This is a genomic window from Pseudosporangium ferrugineum, from assembly GCF_003002065.1.
Classification (GTDB): domain Bacteria; phylum Actinomycetota; class Actinomycetes; order Mycobacteriales; family Micromonosporaceae; genus Actinoplanes; species Actinoplanes ferrugineus_A.
On the sequence record NZ_PVZG01000005.1, the window covers coordinates 77,959 to 102,705 of the forward strand.

General features: G+C 72.6%; 20 protein-coding genes and 2 pseudogenes. 12 read left to right on the forward strand and 10 right to left on the reverse strand.

Features of this window, described 5'->3' with window-relative positions:
- Positions 1–177 precede the first annotated feature (177 nt).
- Together CLV70_RS12305 and CLV70_RS12310 are read left to right on the forward strand one after the other, a co-directional pair.
- On the forward strand, positions 178–564 hold the full coding sequence (locus tag CLV70_RS12305; protein ID WP_106126591.1) for an ATP-binding protein: 387 nt from the start codon (positions 178–180) through the stop codon (positions 562–564).
- On the forward strand, positions 561–860 hold the full coding sequence (locus CLV70_RS12310) for an STAS domain-containing protein (RefSeq protein ID WP_106126592.1): 300 nt from the start codon (positions 561–563) through the stop codon (positions 858–860). The genes CLV70_RS12305 and CLV70_RS12310 overlap by 4 nt, the downstream gene beginning before the upstream one ends.
- Here the strand turns inward: CLV70_RS12310 and nhaA are convergent.
- The 4 genes from nhaA to CLV70_RS12330 all read right to left on the reverse strand — a co-directional run bounded on the left by nhaA (position 857) and on the right by CLV70_RS12330 (position 5,419).
- Complete coding sequence (nhaA, locus tag CLV70_RS12315) at positions 857–2,122, reverse strand: Na+/H+ antiporter NhaA (protein ID WP_211303749.1); 1,266 nt, start codon at positions 2,120–2,122, stop codon at positions 857–859. The genes CLV70_RS12310 and nhaA overlap by 4 nt on opposite strands.
- A 96-nt stretch (positions 2,123–2,218) precedes the next feature.
- Complete coding sequence (locus tag CLV70_RS12320) at positions 2,219–3,169, reverse strand: VWA domain-containing protein (protein ID WP_106126594.1); 951 nt, start codon at positions 3,167–3,169, stop codon at positions 2,219–2,221.
- On the reverse strand, positions 3,166–4,176 hold the full coding sequence (locus CLV70_RS12325; RefSeq protein WP_106126595.1) for a DUF58 domain-containing protein: 1,011 nt from the start codon (positions 4,174–4,176) through the stop codon (positions 3,166–3,168). The genes CLV70_RS12320 and CLV70_RS12325 overlap by 4 nt, the downstream gene beginning before the upstream one ends.
- A gap of 10 nt (positions 4,177–4,186) precedes the next feature.
- Positions 4,187–5,419, reverse strand: a complete 1,233-nt coding sequence (locus CLV70_RS12330) for an AAA family ATPase (RefSeq protein WP_106126596.1) — start codon at positions 5,417–5,419, stop codon at positions 4,187–4,189.
- Between the two features lie 299 nt (positions 5,420–5,718).
- Here CLV70_RS12330 and CLV70_RS12335 point away from each other — a divergent pair, with 299 nt between their 5' ends.
- The 5 genes and pseudogenes from CLV70_RS12335 to CLV70_RS41005 all read left to right on the forward strand — a co-directional run bounded on the left by CLV70_RS12335 (position 5,719) and on the right by CLV70_RS41005 (position 10,019).
- Positions 5,719–5,925 carry a hypothetical protein gene (locus tag CLV70_RS12335; protein ID WP_106126597.1) on the forward strand — a complete coding sequence of 69 codons (207 nt, stop codon included), beginning with the start codon at positions 5,719–5,721 and terminating at the stop codon, positions 5,923–5,925.
- A gap of 109 nt (positions 5,926–6,034) precedes the next feature.
- Positions 6,035–6,568, forward strand: a complete 534-nt coding sequence (locus CLV70_RS12340) for a PH domain-containing protein (RefSeq protein WP_106126918.1) — start codon at positions 6,035–6,037, stop codon at positions 6,566–6,568.
- A pseudogene (locus CLV70_RS12345) lies at positions 6,565–7,896 on the forward strand (PH domain-containing protein); the annotation flags it as partial. The gene CLV70_RS12340 and the pseudogene CLV70_RS12345, both read left to right, overlap by 4 nt.
- A 541-nt stretch (positions 7,897–8,437) precedes the next feature.
- Complete coding sequence (locus CLV70_RS12355) at positions 8,438–8,833, forward strand: thioesterase family protein (protein ID WP_106126598.1); 396 nt, start codon at positions 8,438–8,440, stop codon at positions 8,831–8,833.
- 76 nt (positions 8,834–8,909) lie between these two features.
- On the forward strand, positions 8,910–10,019 hold the full coding sequence (locus CLV70_RS41005) for a MerR family transcriptional regulator (protein ID WP_245908191.1): 1,110 nt from the start codon (positions 8,910–8,912) through the stop codon (positions 10,017–10,019).
- On the opposite strand, the gene CLV70_RS12370 is transcribed toward CLV70_RS41005, so the two are convergent.
- The gene (locus CLV70_RS12370; protein WP_106126599.1) at positions 10,016–10,975 is read right to left on the reverse strand and encodes a carbohydrate kinase family protein; all 960 of its coding nucleotides are present in this window, start codon (positions 10,973–10,975) and stop codon (positions 10,016–10,018) included. The two genes, CLV70_RS41005 and CLV70_RS12370, sit on opposite strands and share 4 nt — an antisense overlap.
- A gap of 110 nt (positions 10,976–11,085) precedes the next feature.
- Here CLV70_RS12370 and CLV70_RS12375 point away from each other — a divergent pair, with 110 nt between their 5' ends.
- Together CLV70_RS12375 and CLV70_RS12380 are read left to right on the forward strand one after the other, a co-directional pair.
- Positions 11,086–11,760: a superoxide dismutase family protein gene (locus CLV70_RS12375; RefSeq protein WP_106126600.1), complete on the forward strand. Its 675-nt coding sequence runs from the start codon at positions 11,086–11,088 to the stop codon at positions 11,758–11,760.
- A gap of 173 nt (positions 11,761–11,933) precedes the next feature.
- Entirely contained in the window at positions 11,934–13,397 is a 1,464-nt protein-coding gene (locus CLV70_RS12380) for an aminopeptidase P family protein (RefSeq protein WP_106126601.1), read from the forward strand.
- A gap of 904 nt (positions 13,398–14,301) precedes the next feature.
- On the opposite strand, the gene CLV70_RS12385 is transcribed toward CLV70_RS12380, so the two are convergent.
- From CLV70_RS12385 to CLV70_RS12395, 3 genes and pseudogenes are all read right to left on the reverse strand, one after another.
- Complete coding sequence (locus tag CLV70_RS12385) at positions 14,302–14,754, reverse strand: DUF6174 domain-containing protein (RefSeq protein WP_146164047.1); 453 nt, start codon at positions 14,752–14,754, stop codon at positions 14,302–14,304.
- Positions 14,755–15,239: 485 nt separating this feature from the next.
- Positions 15,240–18,461: pseudogene (pulA, locus tag CLV70_RS12390) on the reverse strand (pullulanase-type alpha-1,6-glucosidase); the annotation flags it as partial.
- An 86-nt stretch (positions 18,462–18,547) separates the two neighbouring features.
- Positions 18,548–18,937 (reverse strand): hypothetical protein, encoded by a 390-nt coding sequence (locus CLV70_RS12395; protein ID WP_106126604.1) that lies wholly within the window; start codon positions 18,935–18,937, stop codon positions 18,548–18,550.
- A gap of 188 nt (positions 18,938–19,125) precedes the next feature.
- Here CLV70_RS12395 and acnA point away from each other — a divergent pair, with 188 nt between their 5' ends.
- Both acnA and CLV70_RS12405 read left to right on the forward strand, forming a co-directional pair.
- Positions 19,126–21,897: an aconitate hydratase AcnA gene (gene acnA / locus CLV70_RS12400; RefSeq protein WP_106126605.1), complete on the forward strand. Its 2,772-nt coding sequence runs from the start codon at positions 19,126–19,128 to the stop codon at positions 21,895–21,897.
- A 73-nt stretch (positions 21,898–21,970) separates the two neighbouring features.
- The gene (locus CLV70_RS12405) at positions 21,971–22,705 is read left to right on the forward strand and encodes a DUF3632 domain-containing protein (RefSeq protein WP_158277760.1); all 735 of its coding nucleotides are present in this window, start codon (positions 21,971–21,973) and stop codon (positions 22,703–22,705) included.
- Between the two features lie 131 nt (positions 22,706–22,836).
- Here the strand turns inward: CLV70_RS12405 and CLV70_RS12410 are convergent, their stop codons facing one another.
- The gene (locus CLV70_RS12410) at positions 22,837–23,364 is read right to left on the reverse strand and encodes a hypothetical protein (RefSeq protein WP_106126607.1); all 528 of its coding nucleotides are present in this window, start codon (positions 23,362–23,364) and stop codon (positions 22,837–22,839) included.
- Positions 23,365–23,437: 73 nt separating this feature from the next.
- On the opposite strand from CLV70_RS12410, the gene CLV70_RS12415 reads away from it, so the two are divergent.
- On the forward strand, positions 23,438–23,683 hold the full coding sequence (locus CLV70_RS12415) for a DUF2630 family protein (RefSeq protein WP_106126608.1): 246 nt from the start codon (positions 23,438–23,440) through the stop codon (positions 23,681–23,683).
- 118 nt (positions 23,684–23,801) lie between these two features.
- On the opposite strand, the gene CLV70_RS12420 is transcribed toward CLV70_RS12415, so the two are convergent.
- Complete coding sequence (locus CLV70_RS12420) at positions 23,802–24,719, reverse strand: serine protein kinase RIO (protein WP_425440143.1); 918 nt, start codon at positions 24,717–24,719, stop codon at positions 23,802–23,804.
- Positions 24,720–24,747: the final 28 nt, after the last annotated feature.

The following is a 24,747-nucleotide window of genomic DNA, read 5'->3' on the forward strand; positions in this document are numbered from 1 at the left end:
GAGCCCTCCGGCCAGAAGATTCGTACCACCCAGATTAGGTCGATATACCCCGGTCAGCGCGGATAAGCGTCGATGCATCCTATTGTTGCGCCGTGCAAAGATGTTTCACCGCCGGTCGCTCCCGGGTATCGACCGGCGCAGTCAGACCGGCGGCGGGGAGAAAGACCGAAGCAACGAATGAGCGCATTGACCGCCCGTTTCGACGTACCCCTGGGCCTGAACGCCCCCGGAGCGGCCCGGCGGGCCGTCACGGCCGTGCTGGCCGGCTGGGGCTACCGCGACGAGACCTGGCTGGAACAGGCCGCCGTGGTGGTGAGCGAGCTGGTGACCAACGCGGTACGCCACGGCGGCGGCTGCGTCGAGCTCCGCGTCGAGAGCCACGACGACGAGGTGATCGTGTCGGTGGCCGACGGCTCCTCCGTCGTGCCGCGCCGCCGCGAGCCCGACTCCACCGGCGGCCGCGGCCTGGCCCTCATCGAGGCGATGGCCGAACGCTGGGGCGTCCGGGACCACCAGGGCGGCAAGCAGGTGTGGGTCGCGCTGACCCGGGAGGAGGCCCGATGAAGGTCTCCCGGACCGCCGACCGCGGCGCGCTGCGGCTCACGCCCGCCGGCGAGCTCGACCTGGCCACCGCCGAACCCCTGCTCGCGCACGTGCGGACCGCCCTCGCGCAGCGGCCGGACGCGCTCGTCGTGGACCTGCGCGAGGTCACCTTCTGCGATTCCTCCGGCATCGGGGCGCTGCTGGACGCGTACGCCCTGGCGACCGCCGCGGGCACCGCCTTCCGGATCGACGGCCCCCGCCCCGTGATCCGCCGGTCGATGCAGATCACCGGCGTCCTCGGCCTGCTCACCGGCTAGGTCTGGTAGACGTCGGGGATGTCGTCGCGGTTGGCGTCGACGTTCTCCGCCTCGTGGACCCGCCGGTACACCCGGTTGCGGAAGCGCAGGACGACGGTCGCCAGCAGCGCCGCGATCAGCGAGCCGCCGAGCACCGCGACCTTGACGTGGCCGTCGCGCTCGCTGCCGGCGCCGAACGCCAGCTCGCCGATCAGCAGCGACACGGTGAAGCCGATGCCGCCGAGCAGACCCAGGCCGAAGACGTCGACCCAGGACAGGCCGGAGTCCACCTTAGCCCGGGAGAAGCGGGCGGTCAGCCAGGTCGCGGCGGTGATGCCGACCGGCTTGCCGAGGACCAGGCCCAGCATGATGCCGACGGCGACCGGATCCCGCAGGGCATCGCCCAGCCCGCTCAGGCCGCCGACCGTGACGCCGGCCGACATCAACGCGAAGATCGGCACCGCCACACCCGCCGACAGCGGGCGGAACCGGTGCTCGAAGTGCTCGGCGAGGCCCGGCCCGTCGCCGCCGCCACGGCGCAGCACCGGCACCGCGAAGCCGAGCAGCACCCCGGCCACGGTGGCGTGCACCCCGGAGGCGTGCATCAGCGCCCACGCGGTGAACGCCAGCGGCAGCAGCAGCCACCAGGCGCGCACCCGCCGCTGCACCAGCAGCGTGAACAGGGCGAGCACGAGCAGGGCCCCCAGCAGCGGCAACACCGACAGGTCGGCGGTGTAGAAGATCGCGATGATGACGATGGCCAGCAGGTCGTCGACCACGGCGAGGGTGAGCAGGAAGGTCCGCAGCGCGGCGGGCAGGAACCGTCCGATCACCGCGAGCACGGCCAGGGCGAACGCGATGTCGGTCGCGGTCGGGACCGCCCAGCCCTTGAGCGCGCCACCGGCGTTGACCGCGGCGTAGATCAGGGCCGGCACGACGACGCCGCCCACGGCCGCCAGGACCGGCACGGCCGCCCGCCGCGGGTCCCGCAGATCGCCGGCGACGAACTCGCGCTTGAGCTCCAGGCCGGCCACGAAGAAGAAGATCGCCAGCAGGCCGTCCGCGGCCCAGGTGGCCAGGGACAGGTCGAGGTGCAGCGCGGCCGGGCCCACGGTGAAGCCCAGCAGCGCCCGGTAGCCGTCCGCCCAGGGGGAATTCGCCCAGATCAGCGCGATCAGGGCACCGGCCAGCAGCAGCGCCCCGCCGATCGTCTCCTTGCGGAGGATGTCGGCGATCCGCCGGGCCTCGGGCCACGAGCCACGGCTGAAGACGTTGTGCGTCACGGGAGCTCCGTTTCCGGGGTCGGTCGAGTCACTGCCGACCAGACTTCCCGGCGCACCGGCTCCTACCCTATCGGCTGCGCCCGCCCCGCACCCGGATCAGGGCAACCTCGACGTCCACAGCAGGCTCATCGCCGCCGCCGCGAGCCCGAAGAGCAGGGCTGTCCCGGCGTACCATTGCGTGATCTCCCGGGGTTGCACCCGGTGCCCGATCGAGCTGCCCATGTCCTCGTAGACCTGCTTCAGCTCGCTGACCGAGGCGGCCTCGTAGAAGTAGCCCTTGGTGTCCTCCGCCAGCTTCTGCAACGACAGCCGGTCCACCGGTACGCGCTGGAGCACGCCTCGGATGTCCACGATGCCGGTGTCCGTGCCGAACGCGATGGTCGACACCGGGACGTTCGCCGCCGCGGACGCCGCCGCCGCGTCCTCGATCGAGCGCCCCGAGGTGCGGTAGCCGTCGGAGAGCAGCACGATCCGGGCCGGCGGCGCCCCGTCGGCGCCGTCCGCGGGCACCGACCGGATCGCGTCGAGCGAGGTGAAGACGGCCTCACCGGTCGCCGTCGCCTCGGCCAGGGTCAGCCCGTCGATGCCGGCGATCACCGCCGCCCGGTCCTTGGTCGGCGACACCAGCACGTTGGCCGCCTTGGCGAACGACACCAGCCCCAGGTTGTACGTCGGCGGCAGCTCCTGCACGAACGCCTTCGCCGCCTCCTGCGCCGCCTCGATCCGGTTCGGGGCCACGTCGTCGGCCTCCATCGACAGCGACACGTCGATGGCCAGCATCACCGTCGCGCGTTCCAGCGGCTCCTCGCGGTCCACCGACGGGCGGGCCATGGCGAGCGCCAGCACGAACAGGCTCAGCAGGGAGGCGGCGGCCGCGGCGTGCCGGCGCCAGCCCAGTCCCTTCGGCGCCAGCGAGCGCAGCAGGTCCACGTTGGTGAACTTCATCGCGTACTGGCGCTTCCGGAACTGGCGCCAGACGTAGAAGCTCACCACCAGCAGGACGGGGAGCACGGCGAGCAGCCACCACGGCTGCAGGAAACGGATCATCGGGTGGTCCCCCGGGTGCGAGCGTGTCGTTGGGCCGCCACGAAGCGGACGATGTCGAGCAGCCAGTCGGTGTCGGTACGCAGTCTCAGATGGGCGGCCCCGGCGGCGCGCAGGGCCCGGGCGATCTCCCCGCGCTGCTGCCCCGCCGCCTCCGCGTAACGGGCCCGCAGCGCCGGATCGGCGGTCTGCACCTCGTGCAGCGCCCCGGTCTCGGGATCGGCGAGGGTGAGCACGCCGACGTCCGGCAGCTCCAGCTCGCGCGGGTCGACGACCTCGATCGCCAGCACGTCGTGGCGGACCCCGAGCTTGCGGACCGGGCGGGCCCAGGACTCCGCCGGCGCCAGGAAGTCGGAGATGACCACGGCGACACCCCGGCGGCGCGGCGGCCGGTTCAGCAGGTCGATCAGCTCACCCAGGTCGGTGCGGCCCGAGCGGATCTCCGTACGCGCGATCGCCCGCAACAGCCCCTGCGCTTCCTTGCGGCCTGGGCGCGCGGGCAGCCGTACGACCGGGGCCGCGGCGGGAACGGGCTGCTGACGCCGCCGCCGGCGCCACGGGAAGCCGGTCGGGGGCTCGGCCGCCGCCCGGCCCGGCCCGGTGCCCACGACCGCGCCGATCCGGTTGCCGCCCCGCACGGTCAGATGCGCCATCGCGGTGGCCGCGGCCAGCACCAGGTCGCGCTTGAGGTAGCGCGCGGTGCCGAAGTCGAGGCTCGCCGACAGGTCGATCGCCATCCACGTCTCCAGCTCGCGGTCGGCGACCGTACGCCGGACGTGCGGCAACGTGGTCCGCGCGGTGACCGGCCAGTCCATCCGGCGCACGTCGTCGCCCGGCCGGTACTCCCGGCTCTCCCCCGCCTCGCTGCCCGGGCCGGGGAGCAGGCCCGCGTAGTCGCCCTGGAGCAGCCCGTCGAGCTTGCGGGTGACCAGCAGCTGCAGGCGGGAGAGGACGGCCTCGGCCCGGGCCGTGCCCTCGGCGGCCGGTGACGGGGTCTCGGCTGTCGTCACGCTCGGACCGTCACTGCTGGCCCGGCCAGGCCGACGGCTGCTGCTGCGGGTGCGGCTGGCCGCCGTACGCGGGACCGCCGCTGCCCGGCGCAGGCGTGCCGAAAGCCGGTACCCCGCTCGACGGCGCCGGCGTGCCGAAGGCGGGAACGCCGCTCGCCGGGGCGGGCACGCCACCCGCGGGCGGGGCGCCGTGCCCGTTCGGCCCGGCGTCCTGGCGCGAGGCGACCGACGGCATCGGCACGCTGGACATGATCCGGGCGACGATGTGGTCGGCCGGGATGTCGTCGGCGAGCGCGTCGTAGCTGAGCACGAGCCGGTGCCGCAGGATGTCCGGCGCTATGTCCTGCACGTCCTGGGGCAGGGCGTAGTCCCGGCCGCGGAGCAGGGCCAGCGCGCGGGTGGCCCGGACGATGCCGAGCGAGGCGCGCGGGCTGGCGCCGTACTGGATCAGCTGGGCGACGTCCGGCATGCCGTGCTGGGCCGGGGCGCGGGTGGCGAGCACCAGCCGCACCGTGTAGTCCACCAGCGCGTTGTGCACGAAGACCTGGTCGGCGCGGCGCTGCAGGGCGAGCAGATCCTCGGAGGTGAAGACCGGCTTCGGCTCCGGCGCGCTGACTCCCATGCGGTACACGATCTCGCGCTCCTCGGCGTCGGTCGGGTACCCGACGAGGATCTTCATCAGGAAGCGGTCCCGCTGCGCCTCGGGAAGCGGATAGACGCCCTCCTGCTCGATCGGGTTCTGCGTCGCCATCACCAGGAACGGGTCCGGCACCGAATGGGTCTCGCCACCGATCGACACCTGGTGCTCGGCCATCACCTCGAGCAGCGCCGACTGCACCTTCGCCGGCGCCCGGTTGATCTCGTCGGCGAGCAGGAAGTTGACGAACACCGGGCCCAGCTCGACGTCGAACTTCTCGCTCGACTGGCGGTAGATCCGGGTGCCGACGATGTCCGCCGGCACCAGGTCCGGGGTGAACTGCACGCGGGAGAACGAACCGCCGACGACCCGGGCGAGGGTCTCCACGGCGAGCGTCTTCGCCACCCCGGGGACGCCCTCGAGCAGGCAGTGCCCGCGCGCGAGCAACGCGACGAACATCCGCTCGACCATCCGGTCCTGCCCCACGATCACCCGCTTGACCTCGAACATGGCCCGCTCGAGCTGGGTCGCGTCCTGCGCGGGTGGCACCGGGCGGGCCGGCTCCGTCGCGCTGGTCGTGCCCTCGGGTGTGGTCGGCTGGGCCACCGGTCCTCCAACAGCGTGTCGCTCTTCGCGGTCACGTCGGCGTGCTGCCGACGCTCAAGACTTACACGACGGCGCCGGGAGCGGTCGGGCGGAGCCGCATTACGCGCCGACCGCAAGGGTACGGAGATGTCGATCTTTCTGCGCCATGCGCACGGACGGACGCGCTGAGCGGATAGACAGAGGACCCGATGAAGCGTGTAACATTCAGCGCGTCGCCGGGCGACTTCCCCCGTGGTCGCCCGGCGCTCAACTCCCCTCCGGCACGGCCCGCGGATAATGTTCGTGAGTAGGCTTCCGGTGTGGTCGAGGAACTTACCCCGCAGTGTTCCGCCAAGGGTTGCCGTGCGGCCGCCGGATGGGCGTTGCGCTGGAACAATCCCAAGCTGCACGAGCCCGCGTACCGGAAGACCTGGCTCGCCTGCGACCAGCACCGCGAAACGCTGGGGGACTTCCTCTCGGTCCGGGGTTTCCTGCGCGAGGTGACCGAATTCAGCGCCACCGCATAGGCTTTCCCCCGTGACCGAGTCCAGCGCACCGGCGAGCCCGACGCCCGCGGGCGAGCCGCCCACCCCCTTCGCGGCAGCCGAGGCCTCCGTGGCCGCGGGGGCGCCGGTCATCGCCGGGTCGCCCGCGGCGGCGGGATTCCCGGCCGGCGGACCGGTCAGCGCGCTGGAACCGTGGCCGGACACCGTCGAATGGCGGCCGGTCTCCCGCAGCCTGATCACTGTGGAGCTGATCAACCGGGCCTCGTGGGTGGTCGTCCTGCTCGCCGGCTGCACGGCCGGCTGGGTGCTCACCGAATTCTGGGCCTGGCCCGCCGCGATGGCGGCGGTCCTGATCTTCGCGGTGTGGCGCTCGATCGTGACGGTCCGGGCCGTCAAGGCCTGGGGGTACGCCGAGCGCGACAACGACCTCCTCGTCCGCCACGGCCTGGTGATCCGCCGCCTCTCGATCGTCCCGTACGCCCGCATGCAGTTCGTCGACGTCACCGCCGGGCCGCTCGAACGCGCGTTCCATCTCGCCACCGTCCAGCTGCACACGGCGTCGGCGGCCAGCGACGCCAAGATCCCCGGCCTGCCACCGGACGAGGCGGCCCGGCTGCGCGACCGCCTGACCGCGCTGGGCGAGGACCGGGCCGAGGGCCTGTGACCGCCGCCGAGCAGCCCGTCGGCGCCGAGCCGCGCAAGCGCCTGCACCCGCTCAGCCCTCTCCTCAACGGCGCCAAGTCCATCGCCGTCATCGTCGCCGCGCTGAGCTGGCAGACGCTCTCCCAGGTGGGCCTCGAACGGTTCGCACTGGTGGTGGGCGTGCTGGCCGTCGCCGTCGTGATCTTCTCGGTGGTCGGCTGGCTCAACACCGGCTACCACGTCGTCGGGCGGGAGCTGCGGATCCAGGACGGCCTGCTGTGGCGGCGCAACCGGGCCATCCCCCTCGACCGGCTCCAGGCCGTCGAGCTGCGGCGGCCCCTGCTCGCCCAGCTGACCGGCCTCGCCGAGCTGCGCCTGGAGGTGGTCGGCGGCAGCAAGACGGAGGCGCCCCTGGCGTACCTCACCGTGCGGGAGGCCGCCGCGCTGCGGGAACGGCTGCTCGCGCTCGCCGGGCGTACCCCCGGATCCGACCCTGCCGCCGCCGGCCCGGCGGCGGCCGCACCCGCCCTCGAACGCCCGCTGTTCCGGGTCAGCAACCGCGACCTGCTGATCAGCCAGCTGCTCACCCCGCAGGCCTTCCTGCTGCCGATCGGCGTCGCGTTCGTGGTCATGCAGTTCGTCCTCGAGGGCTCCTGGACGTTCGTCGGCATCGCCAGCACGGTCACCGCGATGGCGGGCGTGGTCCTCCAGCCGGCCCGCCGGGTGCTCCAGGACTGGGACTTCCGGCTGGCCCGCGACCCCGACGGCCGGCTCGCGGTCCGCTACGGCCTGGTCGAGACCCGCAGCCAGATCGTGCCCCTGCACCGCGTGCAGTCCATCGGTGTCACCTGGCCCCTGCTCTGGCGCGTCCAGCGCTGGCTGCACCTGCGCCTGGACATCGCCGGCTACGCGGGCCCCCAGTCGGGCGACGGCAAACGCTCGGACCGGCTGCTGCCCGTCGGCGCGTTCGAGGCCGGCCGGCTGCTGGTCTGGGAGGTCCTCCCCGGCGTCGACCTGGCCACCCTGGCGACCGTCCCGCCGCCGTCCCGCGCCCGGTGGCTGCACCCGTTCACGTTCCGCACCATGGGCATCGGCATGACGCCCGAGGTGTTCGTCGCCCGGTCCGGCCTGCTCACCCGCGAGATGACCCTGGTGCCGTACGCCCGCCTGCAGAGCGTCCGCGTGATCCAGGGCCCGATCCAGCGACTCCTCGGCCTCGCCAGCGTCTACGCGGACACGGCCGGCGGCCGCTCCGGCGTCGCCGAGGACCGCGACCTGCACGAGGCCTGGTGGCTGGCCGAGCAGCTCTCGGGCCGGGCCCGGGCGGCGCGCGGCCCGGCACCGCTGCGAACGGCCACCATCGCCGACCCCCACACCCGGCCGGTCCCGGGTGCCGGGGCTCCGGGCGACGTTTCCGCTCTGCCCGCGGGCGACGCTTCCGCTGAGAGCGCCCCTCCCGCCGGGAGCGACCCCTCCCTCGGGGCCGCGGGCACCGGCGTCACGTCCACTGGGAGCGCCCCTCCCGCCGGGAGCGGCCCTTCCCTCGGGGCTGCCGGCTCTCCCACCGAGGCCGCCGGTCCTTTCGCCGAGGCCGCCGACGCTCCCACCGAGGCCGCCAACCCTCCCGCTAGCTCCCCCGCCGAGGCCGCCAGCCCTCCCACCGGAGCCGCCAGCCCTCCCACCGGAGCCGCCAGCCCTCCCGCCGAGGCCGCCGACGCTCCCGCCAGAGCCGCCAACGCTCCCACCATCTCCCCCGCCGAGGCCGCCAGCCCTCCCACCGGAGCCGCCGACGCTCCCGCCGGAGCCGCCGGTTCTCGTGATGGCGAGCCGGGCGACGGCGACGGGGATGATGCGTTCTGGCGACGGCCCCGCGAGACCCTAAGCTGATCCCATGGAGATTCCGGCGTTCGCCGTGGGCCTCAGCGCCCGGGTGGAGTTGACCGTCACGGATGCCGACACCGCCCAGTCCCTCGGCTCCGGCGACGTGCCCGTGCTCGGCACGCCCCGGGTGCTGGCGCTGGCCGAGGCGGCCACGGTAGCGGCGACGGCCCGGCAGATCCCGGGCGGCGTGACGACGGTCGGCACCCGTGCCGAGGTCGAGCACCGGGCACCCACGCCGGTCGGCCGCCGCGTCACCGCGCTGGCCACCCTGGCCAAGGTCGACGGGCGCAAGCTGCTGTTCGAGGTCGTCGTCCGCGACGGCGAGGACCTGGTGGCCGAGGTACGCGTCGAACGCGTCATCCTCGACCGGCAGCGCTTCATCGCCAAGGCCCTCGGCGACGCCTGACCCGGATCGCGGGGTTGCACCTTCCGTAACGGCATATGGTCCAGTGGACCTGCCCCTCGAGGAAAGGTCCCCGCCCGTGCATTCATCCTTCAGGCCACCCCGCCAGGTCAAAATCGGTGACGCGGCGGCCTTCGCCGGCAGCACCCCCCGGGCGATCCGCCACTACCACGAGATCGGCCTGCTCCCCGAGCCCGAGCGGGGCACCGACGACCGCCGCCGCTACGGCTACGAGGACCTGATCCGCCTCCTGTGGATCCGCAAGATGGCCGACGCCGGCATCGCCCTGGACGACATCCGCGACGCCTTCACCACCGCGTCTCCCACCACCACAGCTCCCACCCGCGCCACTCCCACCACCGCCGCTCCCACCGGCACGGCTCCCATCACCCCGACTCCCACCACCCCGACCCTCACCACCCCGACCCTCACCACCGCGGCTGTCACCACCACTCCCACCGGCGCGACTCCCGCCGGCACGGCTTCAACCGGCAGCTCAGCCGGCGCGGGCAGCTCCGCCGACGCGGACAACTCCGCCGACACGGATAGCTCCGCCGACACGGGAGCCGGGGACGACATCGCGGGAATCCTGGAGCGGGTGGAGCGAACCCTCGCCGAGCGGGAGGCGGAACTGCGCCGGCAACGGGCCGCCGTGCAGCGGATGCGCACCGAAGGCAGCCGGGTGGGCCTGCTCTCCGACTTCGTCACCGCACGCCTCAAGAGCCTGCCCGAAGGCTCCCTGCGCCAGGGAGACCTGGACAGTCTGCTGGTCACCGAGCGGATCTTCGGCGCGCTCGGCGCGGCCGTCCACGCCACCCGCTTCATCGCCCTGGCCAGGCATCCCGCCCTGCGCCAGGAATCCGACCGCATCGATCAGGCCGAGGAAGCACTCGACGACAGCGTCGCCGTCGATGATCCACGGGTGGCCCGGGTGGCCGCCGAGCGGCACGCCTTCGAGAGCGCCCTGGACACCGTCATCGAGGAGTCGGGCCTGGCCAAGGAGGACGACGCCCTCTTCGAAGCCTGGGACACTCTGCACCCGGCCGGGGACGAGGCCCCCGGCGGGCGGCAGATGAGCGCGTTCGAAGCCGCCGGCAAGATGCCCTACGACTTCTCCCCGGCCCGCCTGCGCTGCATGGAACTGGCCCTGGAGCTGTCCCTCCTGGACTCACCCGGCACCCGGCACTAGTCGAGCGCACCCCAGCGGGCGGTCAGCTCCTCTCGCGTCGGCATGGCCACCGCGCCACCGCGCCGCTCGCACACCAGCCCGGCCACCGCGAGCGCGAACGTCACGTACCGCTGCCAGCCCGCCAGGTCCGCCGGCATGCCCTCGCCGAGCAGGCGGTGGACCAGCGCCCCCATCACCGAGTCGCCCGCACCGGTAGCGTCGATCGCCGCCACGCTGGGCGCTGGCAGCATCGCCGAGCCGTCCGGCACCGCCACGAGGGCACCCTTGGCGCCGCAGGTCACGACGACCGCGCGGGCACCGAGACCGAGAATGCGGTCGGCTGCGGCCTCCGGAGTCGCGCCGCTCCACAGCACGTCGGCGTCCGCGGAGCTGAGCTTCACCAGGTCCGCGGTGGCGAAATAGTCCTCGACGAGCTCGCGCAGGGCGTTCACCGCGGCGACGTCGGGGAGCAGCTTCGGGCGTACGTTGGGATCGAAGACCCGCAGCGGACCCGGCACCGACCAGGCCGCCCGCGCCGCCGCCTGGAAAGGCTGGCGCATCAGGGCGATCGACCCGGCGTAGAGCACCGACGCGCCGGCGACCATCTCCTCGTCGACGTCGTCGGGGCGGACCAGGGAGTACGACGGGGGCTCGCCGTAGAACTGGAACGTCGGCTCGGCACCCTCGAACGTGGTGACGGCCAGCGTGGTTGGCACGGACACCCGGGCGATCGACGTGGTGCCGACCCCGGCCTCCCGGAGGAACGAGGCGATCCGGTCGGCGAGCGTGTCACTGCCGAGCGAACCGACATAACGCACGTCCGCGCCGAGCCGGGTGGCCCCGACGGCCACGTTCAACGGCGCGCCGCCGATCGCCTGACGGTAGATCAGCTCCCCGTCACGCTCGGTCTCGAGCAGGTCGACGAGCGCCTCGCCGAGCACCACCGCGTAGCCCGAGCCGCGTCCCTCGTCGCCCATGCCGTCCCTTCCCGTAGCAGTCCCGCCGCAAGCCTTCCGCTCGCCGCGCGAGAAAGCTAGCACCTCTCCCACCCGCGCCCGTTTTGCACGTGTTTGACATAATTCGTCACATGCGCCGTACCCTGCCGCTCCTGCTCGCCGCCGTGGCCGCCCTGACCGGTTGCGCCGGCTCCGACGGCACCGGCACCCCGCGCCTCACCGCCCAGCCGCCACCGCCCGCCACCCCGTGGATCATCACCAGCGGCATCCCCGACCCGGACGCCTCCCCCAGCGCCTCGATCCCCGCGTCCGGCGAGGCCCCGCTGACGGTCGGCACGGCTTCGGGCACCTTCCAGCCCGCCCCCGAAGGCACCCAGGCGATCACCTACAACTCGGCGGTGGTCCCGCCGGGCGCGACGGCCCAGGTCACGATCACCACCACGAACCAGGGCATCCGGGTACGGCTGGCAGTAACGAAACTGGTGGCGAGGCGGGCGTACGGTGCCCACCTGCACTCCATGTCCTGCACCTCGGTGCCCGATGACGCCGGCCCGCACTACCAGCACCGCACCGACCCCTCGAAGCCCTCGGTCGATCCGGCCTACGCCAACCCGCGCAACGAGGTCTGGCTCGACTTCACCACCGACCCCCGGGGCGCGGCAACCGTCGCGTCCGTCCAGAACTGGACCCTCGATCCCGTACGCCCACCGCGTTCATTGGTCCTCCACTCGGAGCTCACCCGTACAGATCCAGGAAAGGCCGGAACCGCAGGTCCGCGCGTCGCCTGCCTCACCTTGCGCGGCTGACCCGTCCGCGCCCGCCGTTGACCCCATGCTCCTCGCCCTGCCCGGCGGGCCCTAACCGGAGGGCCGTGGCGTTGGTCACCCCGATCGGCCTTCATCCGGCGCCTTCCGAGCGCGATTTTCGTCGGTGCCTCGCGGTAACGTCAGGACGCAACACAGCGAACGGGAGGGTCACCATGGCCGAGCAGGACGGCACGACGGCGAAGACGGAGTCGCACGACCCCGACTTCCCCGAGGCGTTTCTGACCTTCATGCGCAGCGGCTGGCGCGAGGACGGGCTGGACGTCTCCGCCCGGCCCGAGGTGCCCAACTACGCCAAGCGGCGCGCCGCGATCTCCGACGCCTTCCCCGGCGAGACGCTGATCATCCCGACCGGCAACGAGAAGGTCCGCGCCAACGACACCGAATACCCGTTCCGGCCGGGCAGCGACTTCGTCTACCTGACCGGCGACAGCGACCCCGACGGCGTGCTCATCCTGCGCCCGACCGGTTCCGGTCACGACGCGGTGCTCTACACGCACGACCGCAACTCCCGGGAGACCGACGCGTTCTTCCGCAGCCGCAACGGCGAGCTCTGGGTCGGGCGCCGGCACACCCTCGGCGAGAAGTCCACCGAGCTGGGCATCGAGACGGCTCCCTACGGCGAGCTCGGCCGCGCCCTGGCCGACTGCGCGCCGGCCCGCACCCGGGTGCTGCGCGGGCTGGACCCGGCGGTCGACCGGGCGATCCTCGCCTACGACCCCGACCCCGGCGTCCGCCGCGACCGCACCCTCGCCGGCGTGATCTCCGAGCTGAAGCTGGTCAAGGACGAGTGGGAGATCGCCCAGCTCCAGGAGGCGATCGACGCGACCGTCCGCGGCTTCGAGGACGTCGCCCGCGTCCTGCCCGCCGACCGCGGCGTCAAGGAGCGCCTGCTCGACGGCATCTTCGCGCTCCGCGCCCGCACCGACGGCAACGACGTCGGCTACGGCAGCATCGTGGGCGCCGGCGCCCACGCCACGATCCTGCACTGGGTCCGCAACACCGGCGTCACCAAGCCCGGCGAGCTCCTCCTGATGGACATGGGCGTCGAGGCCCGCTCCTTCTACACCGCCGACGTGACCCGCACGATCCCCGTCTCCGGCACCTTCACCCCCCTCCAGCGCCAGGTGTACGACATCGTCCACGCCTCCCAGCAGGCCGGCATGGACGCGATCCGCCCCGGCGTCAAGTTCCACGACATCCACCTGGTCTGCATGCGCGTCCTCGCCGAGGGCCTCAACGACCTCGGCCTCCTCCCGGTCAGCGTCGACGAGGCCATGACCGAGCAGTCCACCGTGTACCGCCGCTGGACCCTCCACGGCTTCGGCCACATGCTGGGCATCGACGTCCACGACTGCTCCGCGGCCCGCAAGGAGAACTACCGCGACGGCGACCTCCGCGAGGGCTACGTCCTCACCGTCGAACCGGGCCTCTACTTCCAGCCCGAAGACGACCTCGTCCCCGAAGAACTCCGCGGCCTCGGCATCCGCATCGAAGACGACGTCCTCGTCACCAAGGACGGCTGCAAGAACCTCTCCTCCGGCCTCCCCCGCTCCTCCACCGACGTCGAAACCTGGCTGGCGTCCCAACGAGAAGCCGGCCCCCGCCTCCCCGACTAACCCCACCCAACCCCCGGCCACCCTGGCCGCCTCGGAGGCCCCGGCCACTCCGGCCATTCCGGCCGCCCCGGCTACCCGGTCACTCCGACCGCCTCGGACGCCCCCGAGGCGGTCCCACTGCCGGTCCACCCCAACCACCCGGGCCACCAGCAGCCCAACCGCAAGCACTCCAACCGGCCGCCCACCGAGCCGGCCCGCCGCCTGCCCCCACTACCAGTGGCCTCACGAATTGGCGCCGCACTACCGGTAGCCCCACGAACGCCGACGGCCCACGCCCGTGGTCGCACGAACACCGACGGCCCCACACCCGTGGTCGCACGAACACCGACGGCCCCACGCCGGTAGCCGCACGCCCGCTGGCCCCGCCGCGGTGGCCGCGACCGCTCCTGCGGCCCGCCTATCAGCCCACCCCACCGTGGGGCCATAGCCAGTCCCGCGTCTGCCACGCTGGCCGCACCGCCCGGGGCGCACGGCTCCGACCGCCTGCCCGCCACCAGCTCACCACGCGGGATGCAACGAGCCCCGTCGCCGGCCCACCACCCCGGGACACGCGCCTCGCTCATCAGCGACGACGCCCTCGAAGACCTCGGCGCCAGCGACAAGGTGGCAGCAACCAAGACATCGGCAGCTGAAGCGCCATCAGCTGAACAGCAGGTAGCTCAAGCGCCGAAGCCAGAACGCCGGCAGCCAGGACGCCGGCAGCTCAACGCTGGCAGGTCGAAGGCCGGACAGCTCGACACTAGCAGCTGAAATGTCCGCGGCCGCGATGTCGGCGGCTGGGACGTCGAGGGCTGGGACGTCGAGGGCTGGGACGTCGAGGGCTCGGGACGTCGGCAGGCGGCTGAGACATCGAGGGCTGAGACGTCAAGAGCTGAGACGTCGGCGGCTGGGACGTCGACGGCGGTCAGGCTTTCGGGGTGTAGTCCGTGATGTGGAAGCAGGTGTTGTCGGCGTTGTCGCCTGTTTCCGAGACGTCGAAGGCGACCTCGAGCGGGTGGCCGTCGAGGGGGTCGGCGCGGGTGGATGTGCGGCCGCCGTCCTCGGCTGCGGTGTCGGCCAGTTGGAGGAGGCCGGCGAGGGTTGGTACCTCGATCTCCTCCTCACCGATGATTTTGCGGCCGTCGATGCGGTCGGCGGCCGACACCTTGCGATTCGTCACGGTGACGCGGTAGGTGCCGAGTGACGATTTTCCCTCGCAGCGGCGTTCCAGCACGAACGTGTAGTCGGACGGTTCGGTCCAGGTGGGCGGCGAGGCGACCGTCGACGGGCCCGGCTGCGGGTTCCGGTCCGGCGAGGACGAGGTGCAGCCACCGGCGAGCAGCAGCAGTAGCGCTCCGGCGAGCGGCAACGATCGCAATTCCCGACTCCCCACACTCGGTCGCGGCCACGACGGCCGGCAGCACATGTTCCTCGATGTGCGGAAGCCGTTCAACCCGAGGGGCGGCCGGGCCCACGCACGAAGGAGCGAGCGGAGACCGGCGACGCTCGCGGCGCCGCCACTCGCGCGGAGAGGGCAACCGGGCCGGCGCCACCCGCGCGCAAGGAAACCGGCCGGAACCCGCCGGCCGCCGCACCGCACGAGGAAAACGGCCGGGAGCCCGCCCGGCGCCGCCGTCGTGCGCCGGAACCGACCGGGAGGGACGCGGCGCAGCGCAGGAAACGGCGGAAAATGGCGGGGAGGGCGTCCGGCCACGCGTGCGGAAACGGCCGGAGACTCGGGCGAGGCCCGCCCGCGAAGCCGCCGCCCGCGCGCGGAAGGACGACCCGTTTCGATCCCTGTCGCGCTCGCGACAGCCGGCCCGCCGCCCGCGCGCGGAAGGACGGCCCGGGGAGGGCCGGGGATCACCGCGGGGCGGCGACGAAGACCGCGACCGATCGGCCGGGGACCGTCAGGCGGCCGGCGGACGCCGTGGCCGTGCGGAGCAGGGGGTCGGCCGAGGCGACCAGTTCGGGGTGGAGGTCCAGGTCCCAGTCGCGCAGCTCCGGCACGGTCTCGACGGCCGGGGTGCCGGTGGCGTTGAAGACCACGGTGAGCATGCCCCAGCGGGGGTCCAGGCCGGTGCCGTCGAGGCACATCACGATCACGCCGGGGGTCTCGTCGGGGCCGCCGCGGGGGAAGGTCAGGCGGCGTTCCACCTCCTCGGCGGTCGGGAGGCCGAAGACCGGGGAGGAGCGGCGGATGCGGAGGAGTTCGGCGTAGCGGGCGGCCGTCAGGTCGATGATGTCCGGGGGCGGAATCAGGGCCGGGTCGGCCAGCAGGGGGCGGGCCCACGGCCACTTGTCCTCGTTGTCCTCGGCCGGGGGGAGGCCGACGCCGAAGCCGTTGCCCTGGGCGGGGTTCCAGCGGATCTGGTTGAACCAGTCGCCGGAGTTGTACGAGTTGCGGTCGAGGGACTTGGAGCGGAGGCGTTCGGTGCCGAGGGCCACGAAGCCGACGCCCTGGCCGAGGACCACGATCGACAGGGCGAGGATCTGCATGCGGGCGCGGTCGGGCATGGGCAGGCCGGGCGGGAGCTTGAAGGCCATGGCGTCGTACAGGATCTCGTTGTCGTGGGCGTCGACGTAGTTGACGCATTCCGCCGGCGTGGCCGCGTAGCCGCTGGGTGAGCCGTTGTAGTCGATCTGGGCGCCGCTCATCTCGGCGCCGGTGTGGGTGACGAAGCGGTACGTGGCCAGCGCCCCCGACAGCCCCACCTTGATCCGGTCGTGCAGGGCGAGCGGGGTGGCCGACCCGAGCCCGGTGGCGAAGCCGCGCACGGACGGGTCGTCGCCGAAGGAGCCGCCGCCGCGGACCGCGTCGCGCAGCCGGTCGTTGAAGGTGCCGACGCCGGTGCCGGCCATGTTGACCTGGGTGGCCTGGGCGAAGCGGGAGTCGTACGCCACCTCGCCGAAGTTCCAGCCCTCGCCGTACAGGTAGATGTCCCGGCCGCCCTCGAGGCGGTCGAGGGCGGCCCGGGTCTGCAGGATGTTGGCCCGCGGGTGGTGGCCCATGAGGTCGAAGCGGAAGCCGTCGATGCGGTAGTGGCGCGCCCACGTGACGATCGAGTCGATCACGAGCCGGCCCATCATCGTGTGCTCGGGCGCGGTGTTGGAGCAGCAGGTGGATTCGGCGACCGTGCCGTCGTCGAGCAGGCGGTGGTAGTAGCCGGGCACTACCCGGTCGAGGACGCTGAACGGCGCGAGCCCGTCGGCCATCGTGTGGTTGTAGACGACGTCCATGATCACGCGCAGGCCGGCGGCGTGCAGCGCGGCGACCATCCGGCGGAATTCCAGGATGCGCGCGCTGCCGGTGGGATCGGTCGAGTAGCTGCCCTCGGGCGTGGTGTAGTGCAGTGGGTCGTAGCCCCAGTTGAAGCCGTCGCGGTCGGCGACCTCGGCCACCGCGCGCTGCTGCTCGGGCGAGTCGGGCGGGAACGACGCCAGGTCGCACGCGGGCACGGCCTGGTCGGCGCGCCGGTCGGGGACGGTGGCGAAGTCGAACGTGGGCAGCAGGTGCACGTGGGTGAGCCCGGCTTCCGCGAGCATGAGCAGGTGCCGCATGCCCGCGCTCCGCTCCTCGGTGAACGCCAGGTAGGTGCCCCGGTGCGCGGGCGGCACCGTGTCGTCGAAGATCGAGAAGTCGCGGATGTGCAGCTCGGAGATCTGCATCCGGGCGGGCGGCAGCGCGGCCGGGCGGGCGGCCGCATCCCAGCCGGGCGGCTTCAGCGCCGGGTCGTCCAGGTCGACGATCTGGCTGTGGGTGGAGTCCGCCGACAGCGACAGCGCGTACGGATCGGTGACGCTCGTGGTGACCACCCGCTGCGCCGCCGGATGCCAGACCTCCACGCGGTAGCGGTAGTAGCGGCCGAGCCATTTGCGCTTGCCGGTGATGCTCCAGACGCCGGTGCCCGCGTCGCGCTCCATCGGCAGGATCTTCGGCTCGTCGTCGGCCGGTCCGCGGAACAGCTCCAGCGCGACGGACCGCGCGGTCGGCGCCCACACCGCCAGGACCGGCTTCTCGTCCACCATGGTCACGCCGAGGCCGGCGCGGGCGGCCTCCGCATACAGATCGTCGAGGATGCCGGGGAGTTGCACGGCGGTGGTGGCGGTGACGTGGCCGTGATAGTCGCGGCCGACCACCACGAGCTGCCCGCGCAGCAGGTGACCGAGGGCCGCGTCGCCGAGCTCCGGCACGGCGAACGCCCGGTAGGCGCGCAGGTGCGGGAACCGGCGGCTCTGCGCCTGGAACAGCCCGCCGGGCCGCGGCGTCAGCGGCAGCATCGAGCGCTCGCCGGCCATCTCGTCGCCGTCCCGGCGCAGGTCGCCGTCGGGGGCGGCGACCAGGGCGAACGCGTCGGCCAGGTCGGCGAGCGCGGCGGGCAGGGCGATGGTGGTGCGGTCGACGAAGACCGCCAGCGCCCGGGCCGGGTCAAGATCAGGACCCAGGGACCGAAGATCCGGATGTACGGGCGCAGCCGTCCCCGAAAGCAGCCACACCTCCCGCCCCCACGAGAAATCCAGGCGCTGATCGTCGGGCAGGTCCTTGTGGTCGCCGCGGTGGAGCACGAAGCGCAGCCCCGCGGCGTCGTGCCGCACCGGCACCCGGAACACGGCCCCGAACGCGTCGAACCCGCTCGGGGTCACCGGCTCGTGCCACACCGGCTTGACCGGCGTGCCCTCCCAGGCGTGCACGCCCCAGCCCGCGTAGTCGCCGTCCGCCCGGCGGTAATGGATCACGGCGAGGCCGTCGTCCGGCGCGGGCGGCACCGGCGAGCCGGCCGCCTCGGCACTCGCGTACACCTCGGGGTCGCCGGGCCGCAGCCAGATCTCCGGGGTGACCTCGGGGTCGACGTGCCGGTCCTCGGCGACGTCCTTACCGCCGGCCCGGTCGACGACCAGGAAGCCGACGTCGCGAGCGGTGTCGCGGAGCCGGACCCAGGCGAACCGGCCGTACGCGTCCTCGCCGGCGAACGGGTGGCCGTGCGGGAACCCGGTGACCGCCGCCGCATCGATGTCGCCCCAGGCGTGCAGCGACCAGTCGCCGTACGCCGCGTCGTCGCGCTGATAGTGCACGACGAGCCATTGCGGCCGGTGCGGCGAGGTGAGCACCTCGGGTGGAGCGATCTCGATCGTGGTCACCTGGCCATGATGGCACCGGGGTGTGTCACTTTTCAGTGCGCCGCGATGACCGTGGTGATCCGCGGCCCGTCCACGTCCGCCCGGATCAGGTAGCGGTAGCGCTCGCCCGGGATCGCGTTGCCCTGGCTGTCGAGGTATTCCCACTCGACGGCGACGAGGGCCAGGGCGTCGCTGAGCCGCTGCACCTCGTGCAACTGGGCGTGGGCGGCGACGATCTGCTGCTCCCGGTACGCCGGGGCCGCCCCGAGGAAGGACAGCGCGACGGCCGCGGGCGAGGTGAACGTGAAGCTGTACGAGTCGGCGACCACCATGCCGGGCAGCGCGTAGCAGCCCGCCACTCCCGCGACGTCTCCCCGGGTCAGCGCGGAGCCGTACCGGTCGAAGAAGTCGGTGAGATCGTCGAGATCCGTGGGCGTCCGCACGGAACTCCGTGTTCCCTGTGATCACGGGCGGTAAACCCGGGGGGCGGGTTGCAGCGAATAACAAGACGGACGTACGGTTTAACGAAGACGTGAACCCTGAGTTAGGTACGCCTAACTGGCGGGCACCCGTCACCGGTGCGACAGACTGCTGAGGACTACTCACGGTCGCTGGGTGTGAAGGAGATGACGTGGCCAGCCTCGACACCTTTGGTGCGAAGAGCGAGCTGCGCGTCGATGACGCGAGCTACGAGATTTTCACGATCGACAAGGTGGAGGGGCACGAGCGCCTGCCCTACTCCCTGAAGATCCTCCTGGAGAACCTGCTCCGCACGGAGGACGGCGCGAACATCACCGCCGACCACATCCGCGCCCTCGGCGGCTGGGACCCCACCGCCGACCCGAGCGTGGAGATCCAGTTCACCCCGGCGCGGGTCCTTATGCAGGACTTCACCGGCGTGCCCTGCGTCGTCGACCTGGCCACCATGCGCGAGGCGGTCAAGGAGCTGGGCGGCGACCCGACCAAGGTGAACCCCCTCGCCCCGGCCGAGCTGGTCATCGACCACTCGGTCATCGCCGACCTGTTCGGCCGCGAGGACGCCTTCGCCCGCAACGTCGAGCTGGAGTACCAGCGCAACCGCGAGCGCTACCAGTTCCTGCGCTGGGGCCAGACCGCGTTCAACGAGTTCAAGGTCGTCCCGCCCGGCACCGGCATCGTGCACCAGGTCAACATCGAGTACCTGGCCCGTACGATCATGGAGCGCAACGGCCAGGCCTACCCGGACACCGTCGTCGGCACCGACTCGCACACCACCATGGTCAACGGCCTGGGCGTGCTGGGCTGGGGCGTCGGCGGCATCGAGGCCGAGGCGGCCATGCTCGGCCAGCCGGTCAGCATGCTCATCCCGCGCGTCGTCGGCTTCAAGCTCTCCGGCGAGATGCCGGCCGGCACCACCGCCACCGACCTGGTGCTGACGATCACCGAGATGCTCCGCGAGCACGGCGTGGTCAGCAAGTTCGTCGAGTTCTACGGTCCCGGCGTCAGCGCCGTGCCGCTCGCCAACCGGGCGACCATCGGCAACATGTCGCCCGAGTACGGCTCCACGGTCGCGATCTTCCCGATCGACGACGAGACCATCAAGTACCTCAAGCTGACCGGCCGCTCGGAGGCGCAGGTCAAGCTCGTGGAGGCGTACGCGAAGCGGCAGGGCCTGTGGCTCGACCCGGCCGCGGAACCGCACTTCTCCGAGCGGCTCGAGCTCGACCTGTCGACGATCGTCCCGTCGCTGGCCGGACCGAAGCGCCCGCAGGACCGCGTGCCGCTGAACGCCGCGAAGCCGATGTTCCGCGACGCGCTCACCAACTACGTGCAGAACGAGGGGCACGCGGACGAGGCCAGCGCCGAGTCCTTCCCGGCCAGCGACCCGCCGGCCAACGCGGTCGACGACGACGCCGACAAGCCTCACGTGTTCAGCGCGGCGGCCGGCGCGAACGGCCGCCCGTCCAAGCCCACCCGGGTGGTCGGCGAGGACGGCACCGAGTTCGAGCTGGACCACGGGTTCGTCGGCATCGCCGCGATCACGTCCTGCACCAACACGTCGAACCCGCAGGTCATGATCGGCGCGGCGCTGCTGGCGAAGAACGCCGTCGAGCGCGGGCTGACCCGCAAGCCGTGGGTGAAGACGACCCTGGCGCCGGGCTCCAAGGTGGTCATGGACTACTACGACCGGGCCGGCCTCACGCCGTACCTGGACAAGATCGGTTTCAACCTCGTCGGGTACGGCTGCACCACCTGCATCGGCAACTCCGGCCCGCTGCCCGAGGCGATCTCGGCGGCGGTCAACGAGGCCGACCTCACCGCGGTGAGCGTGCTCTCCGGCAACCGCAATTTCGAGGGCCGGATCAACCCCGACATCAAGATGAACTACCTGGCGTCGCCGCCGCTGGTGGTCGCGTACGCGCTGGCCGGCTCGATGGACATCGACATCACCACCGAGCCGCTGGGCACCGGCTCGGACGGCAAGCCGGTCTTCCTGGCCGACATCTGGCCGAGCGCCAAGGAGATCGACGACGTCATCGCCCACGCGATCGGCGCCGAGGGCTTCAGCACCGCGTACTCGGACGTCTTCGCCGGCGACGAGAAGTGGCAGTCGCTGCCGACGCCGGAGGGCAAGACGTTCGAGTGGGCCGAGGAGTCCACCTACGTGCGCAAGCCCCCGTACTTCGAGGGCATGGCCGCCGACCCGGCGCCGGTCACCGACATCTCGGGTGCGCGGGTGCTGGCGAAGCTCGGCGACTCGGTCACCACCGACCACATCTCGCCGGCCAGCTCGATCAAGGCGGACTCCCCCGCCGGCAGGTACCTCGCCGAGCACGGCGTGCCCCGGCACGAGTTCAACTCGTACGGGTCGCGCCGCGGCAACCACGAGGTGATGATCCGCGGCACGTTCGCCAACATCCGGCTGCGCAACCAGCTCGTGCCGGGCGTCGAGGGCGGCTTCACGGTCAACCACCTGAACGGCGAGCAGACCACCATCTACGACGCCTCGGTGGCGTACAAGGAGGCCGGCGTCCCGCTGGTCATCCTGGCCGGCAAGGAGTACGGCTCCGGCTCGTCCCGCGACTGGGCGGCCAAGGGCACGATGCTCCTCGGCGTCCGCGCGGTCATCGCCCAGTCGTACGAGCGCATCCACCGCTCCAACCTGATCGGCATGGGCGTCCTGCCGCTGCAGTTCCCGCCGAAGACGGACGCGGAGTCGCTGGGCCTGACCGGCACGGAGACGTTCACGATCACCGGCGTGACGGCGCTCAACGACGGCGGCATCCCGTCCACGGTAAAGGTCCGCACCGACACCGGCGTGGAGTTCGACGCCGACGTCCGCATCGACACCCCCGGCGAGGCGGACTACTACCGCCACGGCGGCATCCTCCAGTACGTCCTGCGCAAGATGCTCACCAGCTGACGCGTACGCGCCACGAACGCCCCGTCGACCCGGCGGGGCGTTCGCCGTACGGCGGTACGGCACAATCACCGCCGTGACCCCCTCCTCGTGGCTCAGCAGGTATCGCGCCGGACAACGCCGGCAGGTGTGGCGGGAGCTGGCCGGGCTCGGCCCGGCCGTCCACGAGCGGCCGGACCTGGCGGACGAGGCCCAGCTCGTCTGCGACGAGATGGCACGCCGCGCCCGCCGGAACGTCGAAGTCCTCGCCGCACGGCTCACCGCCGCCGGATACCGGTTCCACACGAACGACGACGAGCAGCTCGCCGTGGCGCCCCACCTCGCGCCGACCCCGGGGGCCGAGGAGCACGTCAGATGGCTCGAGGCCCGGTTCGGTCCCGTACCGATGACGCTGCGGTCCTGGATCCGGCTGGTCGGCGACGTCTGGCTGGTGGGCACCCACCCCCGATGGCCCGGTTCCGGGTCCGGCGATCCGCTCGTCATCCAGCTGGAGGGCACGCACGACCCCGGCGAGTCGATCCGCGACTACTTCGACGGCGAACACGAGGAGTGGGAGGACTCCGGCTCCGGCCCGTTCGTGTTGCCGGTGGCCCCGGACCGGCTCCACAAGGCGAACACCAGCGGCGGCGACCCGTACGGCATCGTGCTGTCCGGCGCCGCCGACGGGGTGTTCGCCGCCGGCCGCCGGCGCCTGCCGTTCGTGTCGTACCTGAACCGCGTCTTCGCGCACGGCGGTTTCCCGCACCGCACGTGGGCGAGACCCGCGGCGCGGATCAAGCGGGACCTCGCCCGCGACCTGCTGCCCCTCTGAGGGCGCCGACGGCCGGGTCGGACGACGGAGAAGCCGGGCTCCAGGCTCGCCCGCGACCTCGACCCCCGCCGCGGCGGCCACGTCCCGCCCATGCACGACGAGCCACCGCCGCCACCGCCACCGCCCGGAAGTCAGGACCAGTGGGCCAGTTCCTCCTGGAACTCCTCGTCGTCGTCCTCCGGCGGCAGCGGCCCGATCCGCCACATGTCGAAGAGGAACTGCTCCTTGCCGTGCAAACGCTCGACCGCCTCGCCGTCGCCGATCGCGCGGATGATCTCCTCGTGCGTCGACTCGCGGTCACGCCAGTGGGCGCGCAGGCCGTAGACCCCCGGCTCCGGCAGGCGGACGACCTCGGGGCTGCCCCCGGCGATCTCGTCAGCCACCATCTCCCCGGTGGGACAGTGCAGTTCCATCTCGTGCGTGCCGTCCCAGCCCGGCTCCGCGGACGCCGGACGGACGGCCCAGACCCGGACGGTCAGCCGGGCACGATCCGACATCGCCTGCGCCACCACCTGGTAGGTGGACGCGCCGACCACCGTCCGGCGCGAGGCCTGTCGTGCCCCGTCGTCGTCGCCGGCGTCGCACCAGCGGTCGCGGAAGGTGAACATGCCGTAGTTGATCGAGAGCAGGAGGGCGCCGTGAGCGACGGGTCCGGTCATGCGGCGATCCTGCCGCGCGGGTACGACGATTTCTCCGCCGATCTCGCCGGGTGCGGCGGGCTAGGCTCTGGCCATGGATGACAAGACTGTGCTGGGCCGCATCCACGGCCTGGTCGACGAGGAGCACAAGCTGCGCCAGCAGCTGGGCCGGGGCGAGATCAACAGCGACGAGGAGCACGCCCGGCTCAAGGAGCTCGAAGAGGCCCTGGACCAGTGCTGGGACCTGCTGCGCCGGCGCCGGGCCGCCCGGGAGGTGGGCAACGACCCGGACGCCGAGCAGGCCCACAGCACCGGCGAGGTCGAGAACTACCTCCAGTGACGCGGTTCCGGACGCGGCCACCGGACGACCGGCGGCCGCGGACCGGGCCGGCCGCCCCGGCAAGCACCCACCGCGGCCCGGCCGGTCCGGCGATCCTCCGCGGCGTGCGGCGCCGCCGTCACCGCAGGCCCGCCTCGTAGCAGAGCCGCTCGATCAGCTCCTCGACGTCGATCGTGAGCCCGCGCGCGGTGAACCACCCCGCCACGTTGCGCACGTCCCGGGCCAGGAAGTCGGCGCCCTGCGGATTCGCGATCACGTCCACCACCTGCGGCAGGTCGATGATCACCAGCCGCCCGTCGTGCACGAGCGTGTTGTACGGCGACAGGTCACCGTGCGCGACCTGCGTCCGGGCCAGCACGCTGAGCGCGTCCACCATCTGGCCCCAGAGGTCCTCGAGGCCGTCGCGGTCGGGACGGACCTGGGCGAGCCGGGGTGCCGCCTCGCCGGTCTCCCAGTCGCCGATGAACTCGAGCATCAGCTCCGTGCCGATGAGCTGAACCGGGTACGGCACCGCGATCGTGCCGCCCTCCTGGCTCGCCTGCCAGAGCCGGCTCAGCGCGCCGAACTCGGCCGCCGCCCACTGGCCGGCGATGAGTTCCTTGCCGAACGAGGTGCGGTTGGTCATCGCCCGCATCTCGCGGGAGCGGCGTACCCGGCGGCCCTCGAGGTAGCCGGCGTCGCGGTGGAACAGGCGGTGGTCGCCGTCGCGGTAGCGCTTGGCGGCCAGCATGCTGGTCTTTCCGGTGTCCGGCACGGCCCGGCGGACCAGGAAGACGTCGGCTTCCTTGCCGGTCTTGAGCATGCCCAGCTCGGTGTCGACCGCGCCGTACTCGGTGCGGATCCAGTCGGGGCGGGGGTGCGGACCGTGCAGGGCGCCGTCCCAGGTGGACCAGCGGTCGCCGGTCTCGGGCAGGTCGGGGTCCTCGGCGAGCTGCGGTGCGGGACCGCCGCGCTTCAGGAAGCCGGGCTCGTCGTCGTCGAACTTGCGGCGGCCGCGGCGCATGGTCGCCGGGCCGAAAGAGTCGTGCTCTCGCACTGGAGGATCTCCTCGGAGAAGAAGGAAG

Coding starts and splice junctions, on each gene's coding strand:
- CLV70_RS12305 (WP_106126591.1), top strand. CDS start 178: ATGAGCGCATTGACCGCCCGTTTCGACGTACCCCTGGGCCTGAACGCC.
- CLV70_RS12310 (WP_106126592.1), top strand. CDS start 561: ATGAAGGTCTCCCGGACCGCCGACCGCGGCGCGCTGCGGCTCACGCCC.
- CLV70_RS12320 (WP_106126594.1), bottom strand. CDS start 3,169: ATGATCCGTTTCCTGCAGCCGTGGTGGCTGCTCGCCGTGCTCCCCGTC.
- CLV70_RS12355 (WP_106126598.1), top strand. CDS start 8,438: ATGGAGATTCCGGCGTTCGCCGTGGGCCTCAGCGCCCGGGTGGAGTTG.
- CLV70_RS12370 (WP_106126599.1), bottom strand. CDS start 10,975: ATGGGCGACGAGGGACGCGGCTCGGGCTACGCGGTGGTGCTCGGCGAG.
- CLV70_RS12375 (WP_106126600.1), top strand. CDS start 11,086: ATGCGCCGTACCCTGCCGCTCCTGCTCGCCGCCGTGGCCGCCCTGACC.
- CLV70_RS12380 (WP_106126601.1), top strand. CDS start 11,934: ATGGCCGAGCAGGACGGCACGACGGCGAAGACGGAGTCGCACGACCCC.
- CLV70_RS12410 (WP_106126607.1), bottom strand. CDS start 23,364: ATGACCGGACCCGTCGCTCACGGCGCCCTCCTGCTCTCGATCAACTAC.
- CLV70_RS12415 (WP_106126608.1), top strand. CDS start 23,438: ATGGATGACAAGACTGTGCTGGGCCGCATCCACGGCCTGGTCGACGAG.